This is a genomic window from Janthinobacterium sp. FT14W (genome assembly GCF_009208755.1).
Classification (GTDB): domain Bacteria; phylum Pseudomonadota; class Gammaproteobacteria; order Burkholderiales; family Burkholderiaceae_D; genus Janthinobacterium; species Janthinobacterium violaceinigrum.
On record NZ_WFLL01000015.1, the window covers coordinates 54,360 to 71,161 of the forward strand.

Sequence of the window (16,802 nt, forward strand, 5' to 3'; positions counted from 1 at the left end):
TTAAAACGCGTAGCGCACGCCCACGTTCACGCTGCGCGGCGCGCCGGCCGCATAGAACGTCGCGTTGACCATCGGATAGCCGCCATTCACGGCGGGCAGCGGGCGGGCGGCGAAATTGCCGTTGGCATCGAAACCCGTCGCGCCCAGCTGGGCCGCCGTCGCGTACTTGCGGTCGAACAAGTTATTCACCTGGCCGAACACGCTGAGCCGTGGCGTCAGCTGGTATTTGCCGTTCAGTTCGACCACGGCATAGCCGCCGCTCTTGCCCGGCCCCAGGTAGGACGGACCGCCCGCCTGGTGCCCGTTGTTTTCATTGCCGCGCGCATAGGCGCTGGAGACGGCCGTCATGGCCAGGCCCACCGTCCAGTCGCGTCCGCCCTCGTAATCCACGTGCGCCTTCAGGATACGGCTGGGTGTCAGGGGAATCCTGTTGCCGGGCGTGATGACGATATTGCCTTCCAGGCCGGGCGCCGCCGCATCGCTGCTGCTGTTGGCGCTGCCGTTGACCACTTCGCGGCTTTGATACGTGGCCTGCAGCCACGTGTAGTTGACGCCGAAGTCCAGCGCGCCCGCCTTGCCATCAAGCGCCAGCTCCACGCCCTGGTGGCGCGTCTTGCCGAAATTTTTGAAGTAGCCGAAGCCCGCCTGCTTGTCGGCCACGAACAGGATGTCGTCGTGGTTTTCCGCGCGGAACACGCCCGCGCTCCAGCGGGCCAAGCCGGCGAACGTGCCGCGCACGCCCGCTTCCCACGTCTTCGTCACCACCTGCTTCAGGGGCGGGTCGCCCGCCATGGCGTTGGGCAGGCGGCACGGGTTTTCCGGGTCGGCGCAGCCGAGTTCGATGGCCGTCGGCGTGCGGCTGCCTTCGTTGTAGCCGAGGTAGGCGCTCACGCCTGCGGCCGGCGCATAGGCCAGGCCGATGGCGGGATTGAAGCGGCTGAAACGGTGGTCGCCATCGAGCGAACCGCTGCCGCCGCCGGGCGTGATGGCGTCGCGGTTGCGCACGGTGCTGCGGTTGTAGCGGCCCGCGACGGTCAAGGTCAGATCTTGAGTGAACGCCATGCTGTCGCTCGCATACACGCTCCACGTGCGCATGCGCCCGCTCAAGTCGACCCGGTTGTCCACGGGCGTGCCGTCGTCGTCGATTTCCGTGCCGTCGGCAAAGAAGTTCACGGGCGTGATGCTGCGGTCCGGGTTCAGATAGCCGAACTGGCTGGTCTGGCGGAACGTGGCGTGGCTCACGTCGTAGGCGGCACCGGCCGTGAGCGTATGGCGCGCGCCCGCCACGTCGGCCAGCGCGGTGAACTGGCCCGAAAACCCATAGTTTTCCTGCTCAGTATGACTGCGGTTGAGCATGCCGTTGCATTTTTCAGCCGGTTCATCGTTCAGCAGCACGTTGGCGATGCAGCGCCATTTGGGGAAGGGTGTGTTGGCCGCATTCGCGCCGCTGGCGGGAACGCCCGTGTAGCCGGCCGCCGCCAGCGCCGCCCGCTCGGCCGCGCCGGGCTGGTAGACGGACTGGTCGAGCGACTCGTCGTTCAGGTCGCCGTTAAACGTGTGCGTGTCGATCTTGCGGTAGTACACATTGCCGGACAATAGCAAGGCCCCGCCGGCCTGGTGCTTGCCCGTCACGTTCAGCAGGGTCGACCTGTTTTCCGTCAAGTCCGGCTTGGTGTAGACGCTGCGGTAATCGCGCGCCAGCATGCGCTGTTCCTGCAAGCCGTTGCCCGTCAGCGCGTTGTCCGCGTGGGCCACGGTGGCGGCAACGTCCGTGCGCGCATCGCTCCAGCCCAGCTTGCCAAACACCTGGCGCATGTCGGACGGCGAATCGTCGCGCCAGCCCTCTTCCTTGAAACGGTTGCCCGTCACGTACCAGTGCCAGCCCTGCGCATTGCTGCCGCCATGCTCGACTTCCAAGGCGCGCCGCTGATGCGAGCCCAGGCGCGCCTCGATGGCCGTGCCGGGACTGCTGCGGCCATCCTTGGTCTGCAGAGCCAGGGCGCCGCCCAGGGTGTTCAGGCCGAACAGGGGGTTCGAGCCCGGCATCAGGGTCAGCGACTCAATGGCCATGCGCGGGATCAGGTCCCAGCTGACGACGTCGCCGAACGGCTGGTTCAGGCGCATGCCGTCGAGGTAGACGGACAGGCCCTGGGGCGTGCCCAGCAGGGGGGAGGCCGTGTAGCCGCGGTAGCTGACGTCGGGCTGGAACGGATTGTTCTGCACCTCGTTCACGTAGACGCTGCCCAGGTTGCGGCGCAGGAAGGCAGAAATATCGAGCGCGCCGCTGCGGGCGATCTGCTGGGCGCTGGCCGTCTGCACGGGCGCGGCCAGCGTATCGCGCGGCTGCTCCATGGTGGGCAGCGGCATGCTGCCCGTGATGACGACGGTGGGCAAGTCGCCCGAAGCGGCCAGGTGCGCGGCCAGGCTGGCGGCGGCCGGTTCGGCGGCCTGCGCCTGGCACAGCGCCATGGTGGCGGCCGCAAATAAAGTCAGTTTCATGCTGGTCCCCAGTGGTTTTATCGTGGTTTTTATTACTGTCCAGTATCGGACAGCCACCGGGTGATGGACTAGGGAAAAACTCCCGCCGTGCGGGGATTAGCGTTGCAAAGGCAGGTAACTCTGTTTGAGCTGGCGCAAGACAAAGCTCGATTTGCTGTGGCGGATGCCGGGAATTTTATACAGGCGCTCGCGCAGCAGGCGTTCGTAGTCGCGCGTGTCGCTCACGGCGATGCGCAAATAGTAATCGTAGTCGCCGGAGACGAGAAACGCTTCCAGCACTTCCGGGATCATGGCCAGCGCGTGGCCGAACTCGAACAGCGCCTGGTCGGAATGGTCGTCCAAAGTCACTTGCACGATGACGGTATCGGCCAGCCCCACCCTGGCCGCGTTGACGTTCACCGTGTAGCCTTCGATGACGCCATCGTCTTCCATGCGCTTGATGCGCGCCCAGCACGGCGACGACGTCAGGCCCACCTTGGCGCTCAGCTCGTGCAGGCTGATGCGGGCATCCTGCTGCAGGGCCGTCAGGATGGCGAGGTCGAATTTGTCCAGTTTCATTCTGCTTTTCCCCATTCTTACAGCAAATTTTGCTTAAATATGCATTTTATACGAGAAAACCAGCAGCCTTTTCTGCACCGGCAAGCAGAAAATAGGCACATGAAACCCGATCCCGCTCCCCTCCTCGCCCCGCCATCCGATACCGCCGCCCCACGCAACGGCGCCAGCATCCTGATCGACACCCTGCTGGCGCTGGGCGTCGACACCGTCTTCGGCTATCCGGGCGGCGCCGTGCTGCCCCTGTACGACGCGCTGCATGCCCAGCCCCGTCTGCGCCACGTGCTGGTGCGCCACGAACAGGCGGCCGTGCATGCGGCCGAAGGCTATGCGCGCAGCACGGGCCGGCCCGGCGTCGTCTTCGTCACGTCCGGCCCCGGCATGAGCAATACCACCACGGGCTTGCTCGACGCCCTGTGTGATTCGGTGCCCGTCATCTGCATCAGCGGCCAGGTGGCCAGCACCAGCATCGGCACGAACGCCTTCCAGGAGTGCGACGCGCTGGGCATTTCGCGCCCCGTCACCAAGTGGAACCGGCAAATCCGGTCGGCCGATGAAACGGCGGCCGTCGTGCACGAAGCGTACGCGCAGGCCACGCAGGACCGGCCCGGCCCTGTGCTGGTCGATTTTCCCAAGGATATGCAGCTGGCGCCCGTCACGCGGCACACGCCGCTGCCAGCCGCCGCCACAGCCCCTGCCGCGCGCCTGCCGGAATTCGCCGACCTGGAACGGGCCGCCAGCCTGATCGCCTCCGCTCGCCGGCCCGTGTTCTATGGCGGCGGCGGCCTCGTCAATTCCGGCCTCGATGCCTGCGCCGCCTTCGGCCAGCTGGTGAAACTGGCGGCCGCGCCCTGCACCCTGACCTTATTAGGCCTGGGTGCCTTTCCCGCCGCGCACCCGGCCTTCCTGGGCATGCTGGGCATGCACGGCACCCTGGAAGCGAACCTGGCCATGCACCACGCGGACCTCATCGTCTGCGTGGGCGCCCGCTTCGACGACCGCGTCACGGGGCGCCTGGACGCCTTCTGCCCCGGCGCGACAATCATCCATGTCGATATCGACCCGGCCTCGATCGGCAAGGTGGTGCGCGCCGACGTGGCCCTGCGCGGCGATTGCGCGCCCGTGCTGGCGGCCCTGCTGGCGCAGCTGCGCGGACGCTTGCTGGCGGACCGCCAGCCGTGGTGGCAGCGCATCGACGGCTGGCGCGCGCAGGACAGCCTGGCGTTCGACGACACGCCGCAGGTGATCGCGCCGCAGGCGCTGATGCGGCGGCTGCAGGCGGCGCTGGACGGCATGGATGGCGGCGATGCCATCGTTTCCACCGACGTGGGCCAGCACCAGATGTGGGCGGCGCAGCACTTGCGCTTCGCGCAGCCGCGCCACTGGCTGACTTCGGGCGGCGCCGGCACCATGGGGTATGGCTTGCCGGCCGCCATCGGCGCGCAGGTCGCCCATCCCCGCAAGCGCGTGGTGTGCGTCAGCGGCGACGCCTCGATCCTGATGAATATCCAGGAACTGGCCACGGCCGTGCAGCACCGCCTGCCCGTGAAAGTGGTGCTGTCGAACAATGGCTACATGGGCATGGTGCGCCAGTGGCAAGAGCTCATCCATGGCGGGCGCTACAGCCACAGCTACACGGAAGCGCTGCCCGATTTCGTGGCCCTGGCGCGCGCGTTCGGCTGGCAGGCGCACACGGTGGGCCGGCGCGAGGAACTCGACGCAGCGCTGGCGGCCTGCCTGGCCTCCGAGGGCCCCTACTTCCTCGACGTGCGCGTGCATGGCGCGGAAAACTGTTTTCCCATGCTGGCGCCCGGCGCGGGCCACCATGAGGTGACCTTATCCAAAGGAAATGTGTACAGCGAACGGCAGGTCGGATGACGCGAGGCCAGGCCGCGCTAATCCGACCTACGCCCTCAATTCCAGATCCTGTAGATCCAGTAGCTCTCGTCGTCGCGGATGGCGCGCGCCAGCTCGGTAGGGCTCAGCCCCGTGATTTCGCGCGTCTCGCGGCAGAAATGGGCCTGGTCGGCGTAACCGCCGCTGGCGGCGATATCGGACCAGGACACCGTGCCTTGCAGGATGGCGCCGCGCTCGTCGAGAAACAGCTGTTCCGCGCGGCGCATGCGGCGCAAGGTGCGCATGGGCTGGCCGGCCCAGGCCTTGATGCGGCGCTCGATATTGCGCGCGCCGCTGGCCAAGCCCGTCGATGCCGCCTGCACGCCCAGGCGGCGCACCCAGTCCTGCACGGCGCCGGCAGGATGGTCGCCGCTCTTGCGCGCCGCCTGCCAGCGCGGCGCCAGGAAATCTTCCACCAGGCGCATGCGGACGTCATCATCGGGCGCGGCCAGCACGGCGTCCGACAGGGCCAGCCAGTCGGCGCCAAACACGGCATCGAGCGGGCGGAACTGGTCCAGCAAGGCATCCATCGACACGCCCGTCAACGCATGCAGGGCGGCCGGGTAAAACATCACGACAAACGTATGCACGGGGCCGGGGTTGTAGCTGACCAGCGGATACGAGCGGGGACCGCCGAACAGCGCGGGCGGCATGCGCACGTCCGGCAGCGACAGGCCGGGCGCGGCCGCTTCCACCTCGCCCGCGACGGTCCAGATGATGCTGCACATGGGCACGGCAGGAAAGCGGTTCAGGCGCTGGGCCGGCGGCAAGGGCGCGCAGCCCGTGGTGTCGCGCACGAGCATGGCCCGCACGCAGGAGGCGAGCGCGGTGCGCGGCGCGATCAGGCGCGTGACGGGTGCGGGTGCGGGAGCCGGTGTGGAAGCCATGGCGGCCATTGTAGCGGGATTTTTTTGCCGCGCCACGCTGTCGTAAACGTTCAATACACGGGAACCGCAATCGCGTAGAGTATGGCTATTGTTGCAAGCAATCCTCATACTTTCACCGTATCGACAGGAGATGTTCATGCCGCCACTCGACCACGCCGCCGCGCCCGCCATCGCGCGGCCCTTGCGCCAGATCCGCCGCCTGCCGGGGCCGTTCGCCCTGCCCATCGTCGGCAACAGCCTGCAGATCAAGCTTACGCGCATCCACCGCGACGTGGAAGAGTGGGTGCAGCGCTACGGCCCCTACCTGCGGGCGTGGTTCGGCCGCACCCTGGTGCTGGTGGTGGCCGACAGCGAAGCCGTCGGCGCCGTGCTGCGCGACCGGCCCGACGGTTTCCGCCGTCCCCTGAGCAGTTCCATCGTCTCCGACGAAATGGGCGGCGTGCCCGGCCTGTTCCTGGCCGAGGGCACGGAGTGGCGCAACCAGCGCCGCATGGTCATGGCCGGCATGGCGCCCGGCGCCATCAAGGCGTATTTCCCCGCGCTGGTGACGGTGGCCCAGCGCCTGCAACGGCGCTGGCATCTTGCCGCCACGCAAGGCCAAGCCATCGACCTCGATGGCGACCTGAAACGCTACACGGTCGACATCATCGCCGGCCTGGCCTTCGGCACGGAAGTCAATACGCTGGAATCGGGCGAAGACGTGATCCAGCGCCACATGGACGACATCCTGCCCGCCGTGGCGCGGCGCAGCCTGTCGATGTTCCCGTACTGGCGCTACGTGAAGCTGCCCGTCGACCGGCGCCTGGATCGCGACGTGGCGGCCCTGTCCGCCGCCGTGGCCGACCTGGTGCAGCAGGCGCGCACGCGCATGGCGCACGACCCGGCACGGCGCGAGCGTCCGCCCAACCTGCTCGAAGCGATGATCGCCGCGGCCGACCTGGAAGGCAGCGGCGTGAGCGACCGCAACGTGGCCGGCAATGTGCTGACCATGCTGCTGGCGGGCGAAGACACGACGGCCAACACGGTGTCCTGGATGATCTATCTGCTGCAGCGCCATCCGCACACCCTGGCCCGGGCGCGCGAGGAAGTGCGGCGCGTGGCGCCCGATGCGGCCCGCTTCACGATCGAGCAGATGGACAGCCTCGACTACCTGGGCGCCTGCGCCAGCGAAGCCATGCGCCTGAAGCCCGTGGCGCCCTTCCTGCCCGTCGAGGCGCTGCGCGACACGGTGATCGGCGATATCGCCGTGCCGGCCGGCACCCTGGTGTGGTGCGTGATGCGCCACGACACGGTGTCCGATGCGCATTTTCCCGACGCGCAGGCGTTCCAGCCCGAACGCTGGCTGGCCGAGGGCGGCGAGGCAAACAACAAGCGCGCTTCGATGCCCTTCGGCGCCGGCTTGCGCACGTGCCCGGGCCGCTATCTGGCCTTGTTGGAAATCAAGATCGCCATGGCCATGCTGCTGGGCAGCTTCGATATCGCCGGCGTCGACACGCCCGATGGCGGCGAGGCGCAGGAACTGATGGGGTTTGTGATGTCGCCCATCGGCCTGACGCTGCGCCTGGCGCGGCCGCAGTGATACCATGGGGGAAATCCCATACACGTGACTCCCCCATGACCATCCGCCTGGAATCGCCGCAGCAAGCCGACGTGCAAACCCTGATCGCCGAGCTTGATGCTTATCAACAAACCCTGTATCCGGCCGAGTGCGTCTACTCGCTGGACCTGGCATCGTTGCCGCCGGACAGCCTGCTGTTTGCCGTCGCCCGCGATGCGGCAGGCGCGGCGCGGGCCTGCGGCGCCATCGTCGTCACGCCCGCATTCGGCGAACTCAAGCGCATGTACGTGCACCCGGACAGCCGCGGCCAGGGCCTGGCGAAACGCTTGCTGGCCTTGCTGGAAGAACAGGCGCTGGCGCGCGGCTGCCGCTTGCTGACCCTGGAAACGGGCATCCACCAGCCCGACGCCATCGCCCTGTACGCGCGCCACGGCTACCAGCGGCGCGGACCGTACGGCGATTATCCGGATGATCCGTTCAGTGTCTTCATGGAAAAACCGTTGCAGGCGGCAGCATGAACGCGCCCGCCGACAGCCTGCTCGACATCCGCGCGCGCCTGCGCGCCTTTGCCAGCGAACGCGACTGGGACCAGTTCCACACGCCGAAAAACCTGGCCATGGCCCTGTCCGTGGAAGTGGCGGAACTGGTGGAACACTACCAGTGGCTGCCCACGGGCGCCGATGGCGAACTGGACGAGGCGAAGCGCACGGGCATCCGCCATGAACTGGCCGACGTGCTGATGTACCTGGTGCGCCTGGCCGACAAGAGCGGCGTCGACCTGCATGGGGCCGTGCTGGAAAAGATGGCACTCAATGCGCAGAAATACCCGACGCAGCAGGTGCGCGGCGACGCGCGCAAATATAGCGAGTACTAAGAACCTATCCCAGTAGATGAATACGTCCCCTGCCGGCGCCCCTCAGAAGCGGGGACTGCGTTGTTCGTCGTTGCGTGGCTCGCCACGCGTCCTCCTCACGCCTTGTCCGCGCTCCTGATCGACTGCCAGCAGAAAACGCTCCCTACTGGGATAGGCTCTGATTCCCACCCGTGCGTGGCTGCCGCCCAAAAAGGCGTAGCATCGGGCCATGCGCATCCCTCTCTTCCTGCTGCTCGCCTGCCTGCTCCACGCCCCTGTTGCGCTGGCGCAAACTGCGCCCGTGCCGCAAGTGAAAGTGGACGCCACGCGCGACCCCGTCGATAAATCCTACCGCAAGATGCTGCAGGGAGTGGACCGCTTCGAGCGCGACCATGCGCTGGCGCCGCAGGCCGTGCTGCGCTTCCGTTTGCTGCCGCGCCAGCCGGGCGTGGACATGCGGGGCGTGCAGCTGCGCATTGCCGGCGACACCGTCAGCATCCCCCTGCCCCTGGCCGAGGACAACAGCTTTGCCCCCGTGCGCAATGCGCAAGCGGCGCGCGAGGACGCCGTGCTGATCGCCAACCGCAAGGCCACCACCATGAGCTGGCGCGCCCAGGTCATCACGCCCGGCTTGCCGCCCGGCACGCGGCGCCTGGGCGACTTGCGCCTGGAATGTCGCGCCGGCATGGATTCGGGCCTGATCTCGAACGACCCGCAAATCATCGCCTGGCTGTCCAGCATGCTCTACAGCACGGACAAAGTGTGTTCCGAACCCGATGGCAATTATCTGTTCTTTACGGACCGTCCCCTGTTCGGCGTTACCCTCGTGCACGGCGAACGCCGGCTGGCCCTGCCGTTCACCATGCTGTACGCGGGCGGCGAGCAGACGCCCGCCTCGCTGCCCTATTGCGATTGCCAGGTCTTGCTTGACCGCACGTATTACGCCCCCCTGTGGGACCAAAACTGGCCGGACGATACCCTGCTGGAATTGACTTACATGGACGAGGCGGCGCCATGAAGGGCCTTTCGCTGAGCGTGCTGATGCTGCTGGCCGCCTGCTCCGGCACGCGCGCCTTGCAGGAAAGCAAAAATGTGCCGTACGCCACCCTGGAGCAGACGGTGCAAACGGGCAGCAGCACGCGCGAGCAGGTGCGCGCAGCGCTGGGAGACAGTACCTCGATTCGTTTCGACAGCGGCAATGAAGTGTGGATGTACGCGTACCCGACGGCCTCGGGTGCGCAGGGCGAATATGTGATTCTGTTTGGCGGGGATGGGGTGGTGCAGAAGGTGCGCAGCGGGGAAGTGTACCGGGTGAAGAAGTAAGAGTAACCCACAGACAAAACCCGGGGGGAATGCTCCCAATGGGAAGCATTCCGGTCACGCAGTGACTGACCCCAGCCTTTCGCCGTTGGGGTAATTATCTTGCCTTCAGCAAGGCCCGCGACGCCACGCCGGCCGCCACGCTGGGGCTGCGGCCCACGCCGGCAGCCTTGCGCTTGGGCGACGCCTTCAGCTTGAAGATGCCGATCGACTGGGCCACGCTGTTGGTGCGCTGCGCCAGGTTGGTGGCGGCCGCGGCCGCCTGCTCCACCAGCGCCGCATTCTGCTGCGTGATGCCATCCATGTGGATGACGGCCTGGTTGACTTGCCCGATGCCCTGGTTCTGCTCGCGCGTGGTGGATGAAATCTCGTCCATCACTTCCGTCACGCGGGCCACCGAAGCGATCACTTCCGTCATGGTGGCGCCCGCATTGCTGGTCAGCACGCTGCCCGCATTCACGGTGGCGATCGAGTGGTCGATCAGGTTTTTCACCTCTTTCGCGGCCGTTGCCGAGCGCTGCGCCAGGCTGCGCACTTCGCCGGCCACGACGGCGAAGCCGCGGCCGTGCTCGCCCGCGCGGGCCGCTTCCACGGCCGCGTTCAAGGCCAGGATGTTCGTCTGGAAAGCGATGCCGTCGATCAGGCCGATGATGTCGAGAATCTTGCGCGACGACGTGCTGATCTCATCCATCGTGGTGACCACTTCGCTGACGATGGTGCCGCCCTTGGCCGCCACGGTGGAAGCCTGCGCCGCCAGGTCGTTGGCCGTGGCCACGTGGTCGGCGCTGTTCTGCACGGTGGAGGTCAGCTCTTCCATGCTGGCCGCCGTCTGCTCCAGGCTGGACGCTTGCGATTCCGTGCGGCTGGACAAGTCCATATTGCCCGTGGCAATTTCCGCCGTGGTGATGCGGATATCCTCGAAGTTGGCGCGCACGTCGCCGATGATGCTGTGCAGGTTGATGTTGGTCTGGCGCAAGGCGGCCATCAATTGACCCATGTCATCGTCGCGCACCTTGTCGATGACGCCCGTCAAGTCGCCGCCCGCCATCTTGCGGGCCACCGTGATGGCGTCGCCCAAGGGTGCGACGAGGGAATTGTGCAGATGCGCCCAGAAATACAGCATCAGCGCCACGGCCGCGGCGGCCGCGCCGCTGAGCCAGCTGCGCGTGGCCGTGCTCGTGTCGCCATCGATATTCCATACGGCGCAGCCGAGGATGGCCAGCACCACGCCAAAGACGATGCAATGCAGGGCCAGGTCCTGCGACAGGGTCAGCTTGCGCCATTCGGCCAGCTTGGCGGCCCAGCCCTGGCGCACGACGCGGCCATTGCGGATCGCCAGGTTGGCGCTATTGCCATCCTTGAAGCTTTTATACAGGGCTGCCGCTTCGTTGATCTGCTCGCGCGTGGGCTTGGTGCGCACGGACATATAGCCGATCGGGCGGCCGTTTTCGATGACGGGCGTGATATTGGCGAAGACCCAGTAGAAATCGCCATTCTTGCAGCGGTTCTTGACCATGCCGGTCCAGGGCATGCCCGTCTTGATGGTGTCCCACAGGTCGGCAAACGCTTCGGCCGGCATATCGGGATGACGCAGGATATTCTGTGGCGCACCCAGCAGTTCCATTTCTGAAAAGCCGCTGACCTCAATGAAATACTGATTGGCGTAATTGATGTTTCCCTGTAAATCCGTGGTGGAAACAATCGTCATGCCTTCATTTAATACGTATTCATTCTGCGTGATAGGCGTATTGACCCGCATCGTCGCTCCTCTATTTTTTTCAACTAGCATAACAAAAACATAAAAACAATATACCACATCAAGCAGCCATGATATATCGCCTCGGCGACAGTGACGCTGGTCAAACAATTTAATAAAAGTCAATTATTTTATATTTTAGAATTTATTTTGAATCAACTTGGTTGACTTTATTGAAATTCAAAACTTTAATAACGTGCAGTATGAATAATTAATTAAATATTATTTATCGTTATCGGGCGCGAGAAACAAGCCGCATCTGCCGATTAAAAGATGGCAACGGCAATCCAATAGGGGAAACCCATGATTCAACCCTCCGCCCTGGTAATGGAGCGATACGATTCGTTTCTTGGGGGAAAATAAAAACTGGCGCGAGCGCGCCAGTGGGGGATGTGTCTCCAATCCGCGACACAGGCGCCGGGGAGGCGCCTGCGCAGGGATGGCTTACTTGAACGTTTTGCGCGGTGGCGACTTCGGACGCGGTGGCGCAGGCTTGCGCTCCGTCGTGCCGTCATCCAGGCTGATGCGCAGTTTCTGCCCCGAGACCACGACCGATTTCAGGTGGTCGAGGATTTCCGGCGGCATGCCTTCCGGCAGGTCCAGCACGCTGTAGTTGTCAAAGATATCGATGCGGCCGATATGCTTGGCTTCCAGGTTCGCTTCGTTGGCGATGGCGCCGACGATGTTGCTTGGCGTTACGGCGTGCTCACGGCCCACTTCGATGCGGTAAGCCGTCACGCCGGGACGTGGACGCTCCTTCTTCGGCGCGCGCGGGGCCACTTCGCCCGCGTCCGCTGGCGCGGACTTGGCGGCAAACGGCTTGCGCGGCGCGGCTGGCGGCGCCAGGTCCGGCGCGTCGCCGTCGCGGCTGATGCGCAGCTGCTGGCCCGCCACCCACACGGTTTTCAGCTGGTCCAGCAATTCTTTCGGCATGCTGTCTGGCAAGTCCAGGACGCTGTAGTCGTCATAGATTTCAATGCGGCCGATGTTTTTCGAATCGATGCCCGCTTCGTTGGCGATGGCGCCCACGATATTGCCAGGCTTCACGCCATGCTGATGGCCTACCTCAATGCGGAAGGTTTGCATGCCGGCGTCGGCTGGACGTTGAATACGTTCCTTTTTCGGGAAGGCCGGGCGCTCGCTGCGCTCGAAGCGGTCGCCACGCTCGAAACGCTCGTTGCGCTCAGGGCGGTCAAAGCGATCCTGGCGGGCCGGACGGTCGTCTTGCCAGGTGGCTTGCTCGCGCGCCTTGTTCTTGTCCAGCAACAATGGCACATTGCCACGCGCCATCTTCGCCAGGGCGGCAGCGATTTCGATGGCGGGAATGTTCTGCTCGCGCTCGAAATCTTCGATCAGCGACTGGAACTGCTCCAGTTCGCCCAGGGCCAGGGTTTCGCTGATCTGTTCCTTGAACTTGGCGATACGCACGTCGTTGACGGCCTGGATCGTTGGCAATTCCAGCATGCCGATCGGCTGGCGCGTGGCGCGTTCGATGGAGCGCAGCAAGTTCTTTTCACGCGGGGTGATGAACAAAATCGCTTCGCCGCTGCGGCCGGCGCGGCCCGTGCGGCCGATGCGGTGGGTATAGCTTTCCGGATCGTGCGGCACGTCGTAGTTGACGACGTGGCTGATGCGCTCGACGTCCAGGCCGCGGGCGGCCACGTCGGTTGCCACGAGGATGTCGATCTTGCCGTCTTTCAACTGCTGGATCGTGCGCTCGCGCTGCGCTTGCTGGATATCGCCATTGATGGCGGCAGCCGAGAAGCCCCGTGCCTGCAGCTTGCTGGCCAGCTCTTCCGTGCCCAGCTTGGTGCGGGCGAAGATGATCATGCCGTCAAACGCTTCCGCTTCCAGGATGCGGGTCAGCGCGTCGAGCTTGTGCATGCCCGACACCAGCCAGTAGCGCTGGCGGATGTTGTCGGCCGTGCCCGTCTTGGCGGCGACCGTTACTTCGGCCGGGTTCACCAGGTAGGTCGTGGCAATGCGCTTGATGACGGAAGGCATGGTGGCCGAGAACAGGGCCGTTTGATGGCCTTCCGGTGTTTCTTGCAAGATGCGTTCGACGTCGTCGATAAAGCCCATGCGCAGCATTTCATCGGCTTCGTCCAGCACCAGGGTCTTCAGCTTGGACAGGTCGAGCGAACCCTTGTCCAGGTGATCGATGACGCGGCCAGGGGTGCCGACGACGACGTGCACGCCGCGGCGCAGGGCCGACAGCTGCGGGCCGTAGCTTTGGCCGCCGTAGATCGGCAGCACGTGGAAGCCGGGGATGTGGGCAGCGTACACCTGGAACGCTTCGGCGACCTGGATGGCCAGTTCGCGCGTCGGTGCCAGGACCAGGGCTTGGGGTGAGCTTTGTTTCAGATCAATGCGCGACAGGATAGGCAAGGCGAAGGCGGCGGTCTTACCCGTGCCCGTTTGCGCCTGGCCCAGCACGTCGCGGTTAGCGAGCAATAATGGAATCGTGGCCGCCTGGATAGGCGACGGTGTTTCGTAACCGACATCCTTGAGCGCGCGAACCAGCGGCTCGCTCAGGTTAAGGTCGGAAAATAAGGAAATTGGTGTATCAGACATGAAATCACTCACAAGTTCGCTCGAATCGCCCAATGCGAAAGAGTGTATCTGCTAGTTTACTCTTTACTGGACCTTACCGGGTGGCTGCATGCCGCAGAACGCCGTTTTTTGCGCCATATCTACCGAAAAAAGGCAGAAAAATCGGCGATCCGCACGCATTTGGCGCGTGATTTTGCCAACATTAAACGATACACAACAATGTGCCGCCCGCGCCTGTTCTACACGGCAACAGAAACGGCGGGCGCCCGAATACCATGGCGCCCGCCCCGTTTCAGGTGCGCAGGAACTCCAGCAAGTCCTCGTTCAGGCGCTCCTTGTGCGTCGTCGCCAGGCCGTGCGGCGCACCCGCATACACGAGCAATTTACTGCCGATGATCAGCTCCGCCGTGCGCCGCGCGGAGGCGGCGATGGGCACGATCTGGTCGTCGTCGCCATGGATCACCAGCGTGGGCACGTCGAATTTGGCCAGGTCTCCGGTGAAATCCGTTTCCGAAAACTGCTTGATGCACAGATAGGCGGCCGGCATGCCCGCCTGCATGCCCTGCAGCCAGAAACTGTCGCGCACGCCCTGCGACGGGGTGGCGCCGGGACGGTTGTAGCCATAGAAGGCCTCGCTCAAGTCGCGGAAGAAGGCGCTGCGGTCGGCCTGCACGCCCGCGCGGATGCCATCAAAGACGGAGAGCGGCAAACCCAGCGGATTGTCCGGCGTCTGCAGCATCAGCGGCGGCACGGCGCCCACGAGCACGGCGCCCGCCAGGCGCTGCGTGCCGTGGCGGCCGATGTAGCGCGCCACCTCGCCGCCGCCCGTCGAGTGGCCCACCAGGGTGGCGCCCGTCAAGTCCAGGGTGTCGATCAGGGCGGCCAGGTCGTCGGCATAGGTATCCATGTCGTTGCCGTCGAAGGGCTGGCTGGAGCGGCCATGGCCGCGCCGGTCGTGCGCGATGACGCGGTAGCCATGCGAAGCCAGATAAAACATCTGGTCTTCCCAGGCGTCGGACGACAGGGGCCAGCCGTGGCTGAAGACGACGGGCGGGCCGCTGCCCCAGTCCTTGTAGTAGATCAGGGTGCCGTCGGCGGTACGCAGGGTATTACTCGATTGCACGTTAGTGGCAGTCATGGAACGCTCCTAGTCGGTGGGCCAGCGGCCATTGTGGCCGCAATCGGCTCGCGCGCGCCGCGCGCTACGCCAGAGCATTGCGGTAGAGTAAGATTACCGCTGCTTTGCTTTCCCGTATTCACTTTTGGAGTTGTCATGCGTTTTACCTTTGTCCTCGCCGCCAGCCTGTTCGGCACGGCCGCCCTCGCCCAACCGCACGTTGCCGAAGCGCCCCTGCGCGCCCACCTGTCCTTCCTGGCCGACGATTTGCTCGAAGGACGGGGCACGGGCCAGCGCGGCGGCGACCTGGCCGTGCGCTACCTGGAAACCCAGGCAGCCGTGGCCGGCCTGCAGCCATTGCCGGATGGCACCTACCGCCAGGCGCTGACCATCGTCGGCAGCAAGGCCTTGCCATCGAGCACAGTGACGTTCAGCGCGGGCGGCAAGACCTTGTCTCCCGCCGTCGGCAAGGACATCGTCTTCGGCGCCGCCAATGGCCAGGAAAAAGTGGCGTTCGACGCGCCCGTCGTGTTTGCCGGCTACGGCATCCGCGCCCCCGAGGAAAACTGGGACGATTTCAAGGGCGTCGACTTGAAGGGCAAGCTGGTGGTCATGATGGTCAACGACCCGCAGCCGACCGCCAGCGAGCCGAACCGCTTTGCCGGCAAGTCGCTGACCTACTACGGCCGCTGGGTCTACAAGTACGAGGAAGCGCTGCGCCAGGGCGCCGCCGGCGTCTTGCTGATCCACACGACCGCATCGGCGTCGTATCCGTGGTCCGTGCCGGCCAACGGTTTCGGCCATGAGCGCTTCAGCCTGGCTGGCGCGGGCAATGCGATGGAAGGCTGGCTGCAGGAAGACATGGCGCGCGCCCTGTTCCAGGCGGGCGGGCAAGACCTGGACGCCTTGCGCGCACAGGCGGAAACGCGCGCGTTCCGCCCCGTGGCCTTGAACGCCACCGTCAAGGTGGCGCTGAACAGCCAGATCCGCAGCATCGAGCAATTCAACGTAGCCGGCATCGTGCCCGGCACGGACCCGAAGCTGAAGGACGAGGCCGTCATTTACTCGGCCCACTGGGACCACCTGGGCAAGGATGACGAAGGCAGCGCCCGCTCAGGGCAAAGCGATCACATCTACAACGGCGCCATCGACAACGCCTCGGGCGCGGCAGCGCTGCTGGCCATGGCCCAGGTCGCCGTCAAACAGCCGGCGCGCCGCACGCAGATCTTCCTGTGGCCGGCCGGCGAGGAAACGGGCATGCTGGGCAGCACGGCCTACACGCGCAAGCCATTGTGGCCGCTGGCGAAAACGGCTGCCGACCTGAACCTGGACAGCATGAATTTCGTCGGCAAGACGCACGACATCGGCGTGGCCGGTGCCGAGCGCAGCAGCCTGTACGCCAGCGCCGCCAAGGTGGCCAAGCGCATGGGCCTGCGTTTGGCGCCAACGATCCCAGACCTGTCCGGCGCCTTTTACCGGGCCGACCATTTTGCGTTTGCCAAGGCCGGCGTGCCCGCCTTCAACGTGGGCTCGGCCGTGTTTTCCGGCGACGGCTCGTTCGACTTCGTCAAGGACCCGAAAGCATCGAGCGAGCGCCTGGTGGCGTTCAAGAAGGATTACCACCAAGTAACAGATGAGTACCACCCGTCGTGGGACCTGTCGGGCATGGTGCAGCAGGCGCAGTTCACCCTGAATCTGGGCTATGAAGTGGCGAACGACAAGAATTTGCCGGTGTGGAACAAGGGCGAGGCGTTTGGCAAGGTCCAACGTTAAAACTGTCCACGCATACAAAAACACCGGCCTTGGCC

The 16,802-nt window shown here is 65.2% G+C and carries 13 protein-coding genes; 7 read left to right on the forward strand and 6 right to left on the reverse strand.

Going from position 1 to position 16,802, the window contains the following annotated elements; genetic code table 11:
* Together GCN74_RS12530 and GCN74_RS12535 are read right to left on the reverse strand one after the other, a co-directional pair.
* Entirely contained in the window at nt 1–2,499 is a 2,499-nt protein-coding gene (locus GCN74_RS12530) for a TonB-dependent receptor (RefSeq protein WP_226939012.1), read from the reverse strand.
* A 96-nt stretch (nt 2,500–2,595) separates the two neighbouring features.
* Nucleotides 2,596–3,057 carry an Lrp/AsnC family transcriptional regulator gene (locus tag GCN74_RS12535; RefSeq protein WP_152256988.1) on the reverse strand — a complete coding sequence of 154 codons (462 nt, stop codon included), beginning with the start codon at nt 3,055–3,057 and terminating at the stop codon, nt 2,596–2,598.
* A gap of 99 nt (nt 3,058–3,156) precedes the next feature.
* Here GCN74_RS12535 and ilvB point away from each other — a divergent pair, with 99 nt between their 5' ends.
* Nucleotides 3,157–4,932: a biosynthetic-type acetolactate synthase large subunit gene (gene ilvB / locus GCN74_RS12540; protein ID WP_152256989.1), complete on the forward strand. Its 1,776-nt coding sequence runs from the start codon at nt 3,157–3,159 to the stop codon at nt 4,930–4,932.
* Nucleotides 4,933–4,967: 35 nt separating this feature from the next.
* On the opposite strand, the gene GCN74_RS12545 is transcribed toward ilvB, so the two are convergent.
* Nucleotides 4,968–5,837, reverse strand: coding sequence for a helix-turn-helix domain-containing protein (locus GCN74_RS12545; protein ID WP_152256990.1), 870 nt, complete (start codon nt 5,835–5,837; stop codon nt 4,968–4,970).
* Between the two features lie 136 nt (nt 5,838–5,973).
* On the opposite strand from GCN74_RS12545, the gene GCN74_RS12550 reads away from it, so the two are divergent.
* The 5 genes from GCN74_RS12550 (at nt 5,974) to bamE (ending at nt 9,571) form a co-directional block, all read left to right on the forward strand.
* Nucleotides 5,974–7,416 (forward strand): cytochrome P450, encoded by a 1,443-nt coding sequence (locus tag GCN74_RS12550; protein ID WP_226939013.1) that lies wholly within the window; start codon nt 5,974–5,976, stop codon nt 7,414–7,416.
* A gap of 35 nt (nt 7,417–7,451) precedes the next feature.
* A complete protein-coding gene (locus GCN74_RS12555; protein ID WP_152256992.1) occupies nt 7,452–7,913 on the forward strand; it encodes a GNAT family N-acetyltransferase in 462 nt (153 codons plus the stop codon).
* Nucleotides 7,910–8,269, forward strand: a complete 360-nt coding sequence (locus tag GCN74_RS12560) for a nucleotide pyrophosphohydrolase (protein WP_152256993.1) — start codon at nt 7,910–7,912, stop codon at nt 8,267–8,269. The genes GCN74_RS12555 and GCN74_RS12560 overlap by 4 nt, the downstream gene beginning before the upstream one ends.
* Before the next feature lie 208 nt (nt 8,270–8,477).
* On the forward strand, nt 8,478–9,266 hold the full coding sequence (locus GCN74_RS12565; protein WP_152256994.1) for a hypothetical protein: 789 nt from the start codon (nt 8,478–8,480) through the stop codon (nt 9,264–9,266).
* Complete coding sequence (gene bamE, locus GCN74_RS12570; protein ID WP_152256995.1) at nt 9,263–9,571, forward strand: outer membrane protein assembly factor BamE; 309 nt, start codon at nt 9,263–9,265, stop codon at nt 9,569–9,571. Before GCN74_RS12565 ends, bamE begins: the two co-directional genes overlap by 4 nt.
* 94 nt (nt 9,572–9,665) lie before the next feature.
* Here the strand turns inward: bamE and GCN74_RS12575 are convergent, their stop codons facing one another.
* From GCN74_RS12575 to GCN74_RS12585, 3 genes are all read right to left on the reverse strand, one after another.
* Entirely contained in the window at nt 9,666–11,327 is a 1,662-nt protein-coding gene (locus GCN74_RS12575) for a PAS domain-containing methyl-accepting chemotaxis protein (protein ID WP_152256996.1), read from the reverse strand.
* Nucleotides 11,328–11,768: 441 nt separating this feature from the next.
* Nucleotides 11,769–13,898 (reverse strand): DEAD/DEAH box helicase, encoded by a 2,130-nt coding sequence (locus GCN74_RS12580; protein WP_152256997.1) that lies wholly within the window; start codon nt 13,896–13,898, stop codon nt 11,769–11,771.
* A gap of 271 nt (nt 13,899–14,169) precedes the next feature.
* A complete protein-coding gene (locus GCN74_RS12585) occupies nt 14,170–15,015 on the reverse strand; it encodes an alpha/beta fold hydrolase (RefSeq protein WP_152256998.1) in 846 nt (281 codons plus the stop codon).
* 135 nt (nt 15,016–15,150) lie between these two features.
* On the opposite strand from GCN74_RS12585, the gene GCN74_RS12590 reads away from it, so the two are divergent.
* Nucleotides 15,151–16,767 carry a M28 family peptidase gene (locus GCN74_RS12590; protein ID WP_152256999.1) on the forward strand — a complete coding sequence of 539 codons (1,617 nt, stop codon included), beginning with the start codon at nt 15,151–15,153 and terminating at the stop codon, nt 16,765–16,767.
* Nucleotides 16,768–16,802: the final 35 nt, after the last annotated feature.

Bases quoted from the DNA above. Each gene is read 5' to 3' on its own strand.
- ilvB (WP_152256989.1), top strand. From the start codon at position 3,157: ATGAAACCCGATCCCGCTCCCCTCCTCGCCCCGCCATCCGATACCGCC.
- GCN74_RS12545 (WP_152256990.1), bottom strand. From the start codon at position 5,837: ATGGCTTCCACACCGGCTCCCGCACCCGCACCCGTCACGCGCCTGATC.
- bamE (WP_152256995.1), top strand. From the start codon at position 9,263: ATGAAGGGCCTTTCGCTGAGCGTGCTGATGCTGCTGGCCGCCTGCTCC.
- GCN74_RS12560 (WP_152256993.1), top strand. From the start codon at position 7,910: ATGAACGCGCCCGCCGACAGCCTGCTCGACATCCGCGCGCGCCTGCGC.
- GCN74_RS12550 (WP_226939013.1), top strand. From the start codon at position 5,974: ATGCCGCCACTCGACCACGCCGCCGCGCCCGCCATCGCGCGGCCCTTG.
- GCN74_RS12575 (WP_152256996.1), bottom strand. From the start codon at position 11,327: ATGCGGGTCAATACGCCTATCACGCAGAATGAATACGTATTAAATGAA.
- GCN74_RS12590 (WP_152256999.1), top strand. From the start codon at position 15,151: ATGCGTTTTACCTTTGTCCTCGCCGCCAGCCTGTTCGGCACGGCCGCC.
- GCN74_RS12585 (WP_152256998.1), bottom strand. From the start codon at position 15,015: ATGACTGCCACTAACGTGCAATCGAGTAATACCCTGCGTACCGCCGAC.
- GCN74_RS12565 (WP_152256994.1), top strand. From the start codon at position 8,478: ATGCGCATCCCTCTCTTCCTGCTGCTCGCCTGCCTGCTCCACGCCCCT.
- GCN74_RS12555 (WP_152256992.1), top strand. From the start codon at position 7,452: ATGACCATCCGCCTGGAATCGCCGCAGCAAGCCGACGTGCAAACCCTG.
- GCN74_RS12580 (WP_152256997.1), bottom strand. From the start codon at position 13,898: ATGTCTGATACACCAATTTCCTTATTTTCCGACCTTAACCTGAGCGAG.
- GCN74_RS12530 (WP_226939012.1), bottom strand. From the start codon at position 2,499: ATGAAACTGACTTTATTTGCGGCCGCCACCATGGCGCTGTGCCAGGCG.
- GCN74_RS12535 (WP_152256988.1), bottom strand. From the start codon at position 3,057: ATGAAACTGGACAAATTCGACCTCGCCATCCTGACGGCCCTGCAGCAG.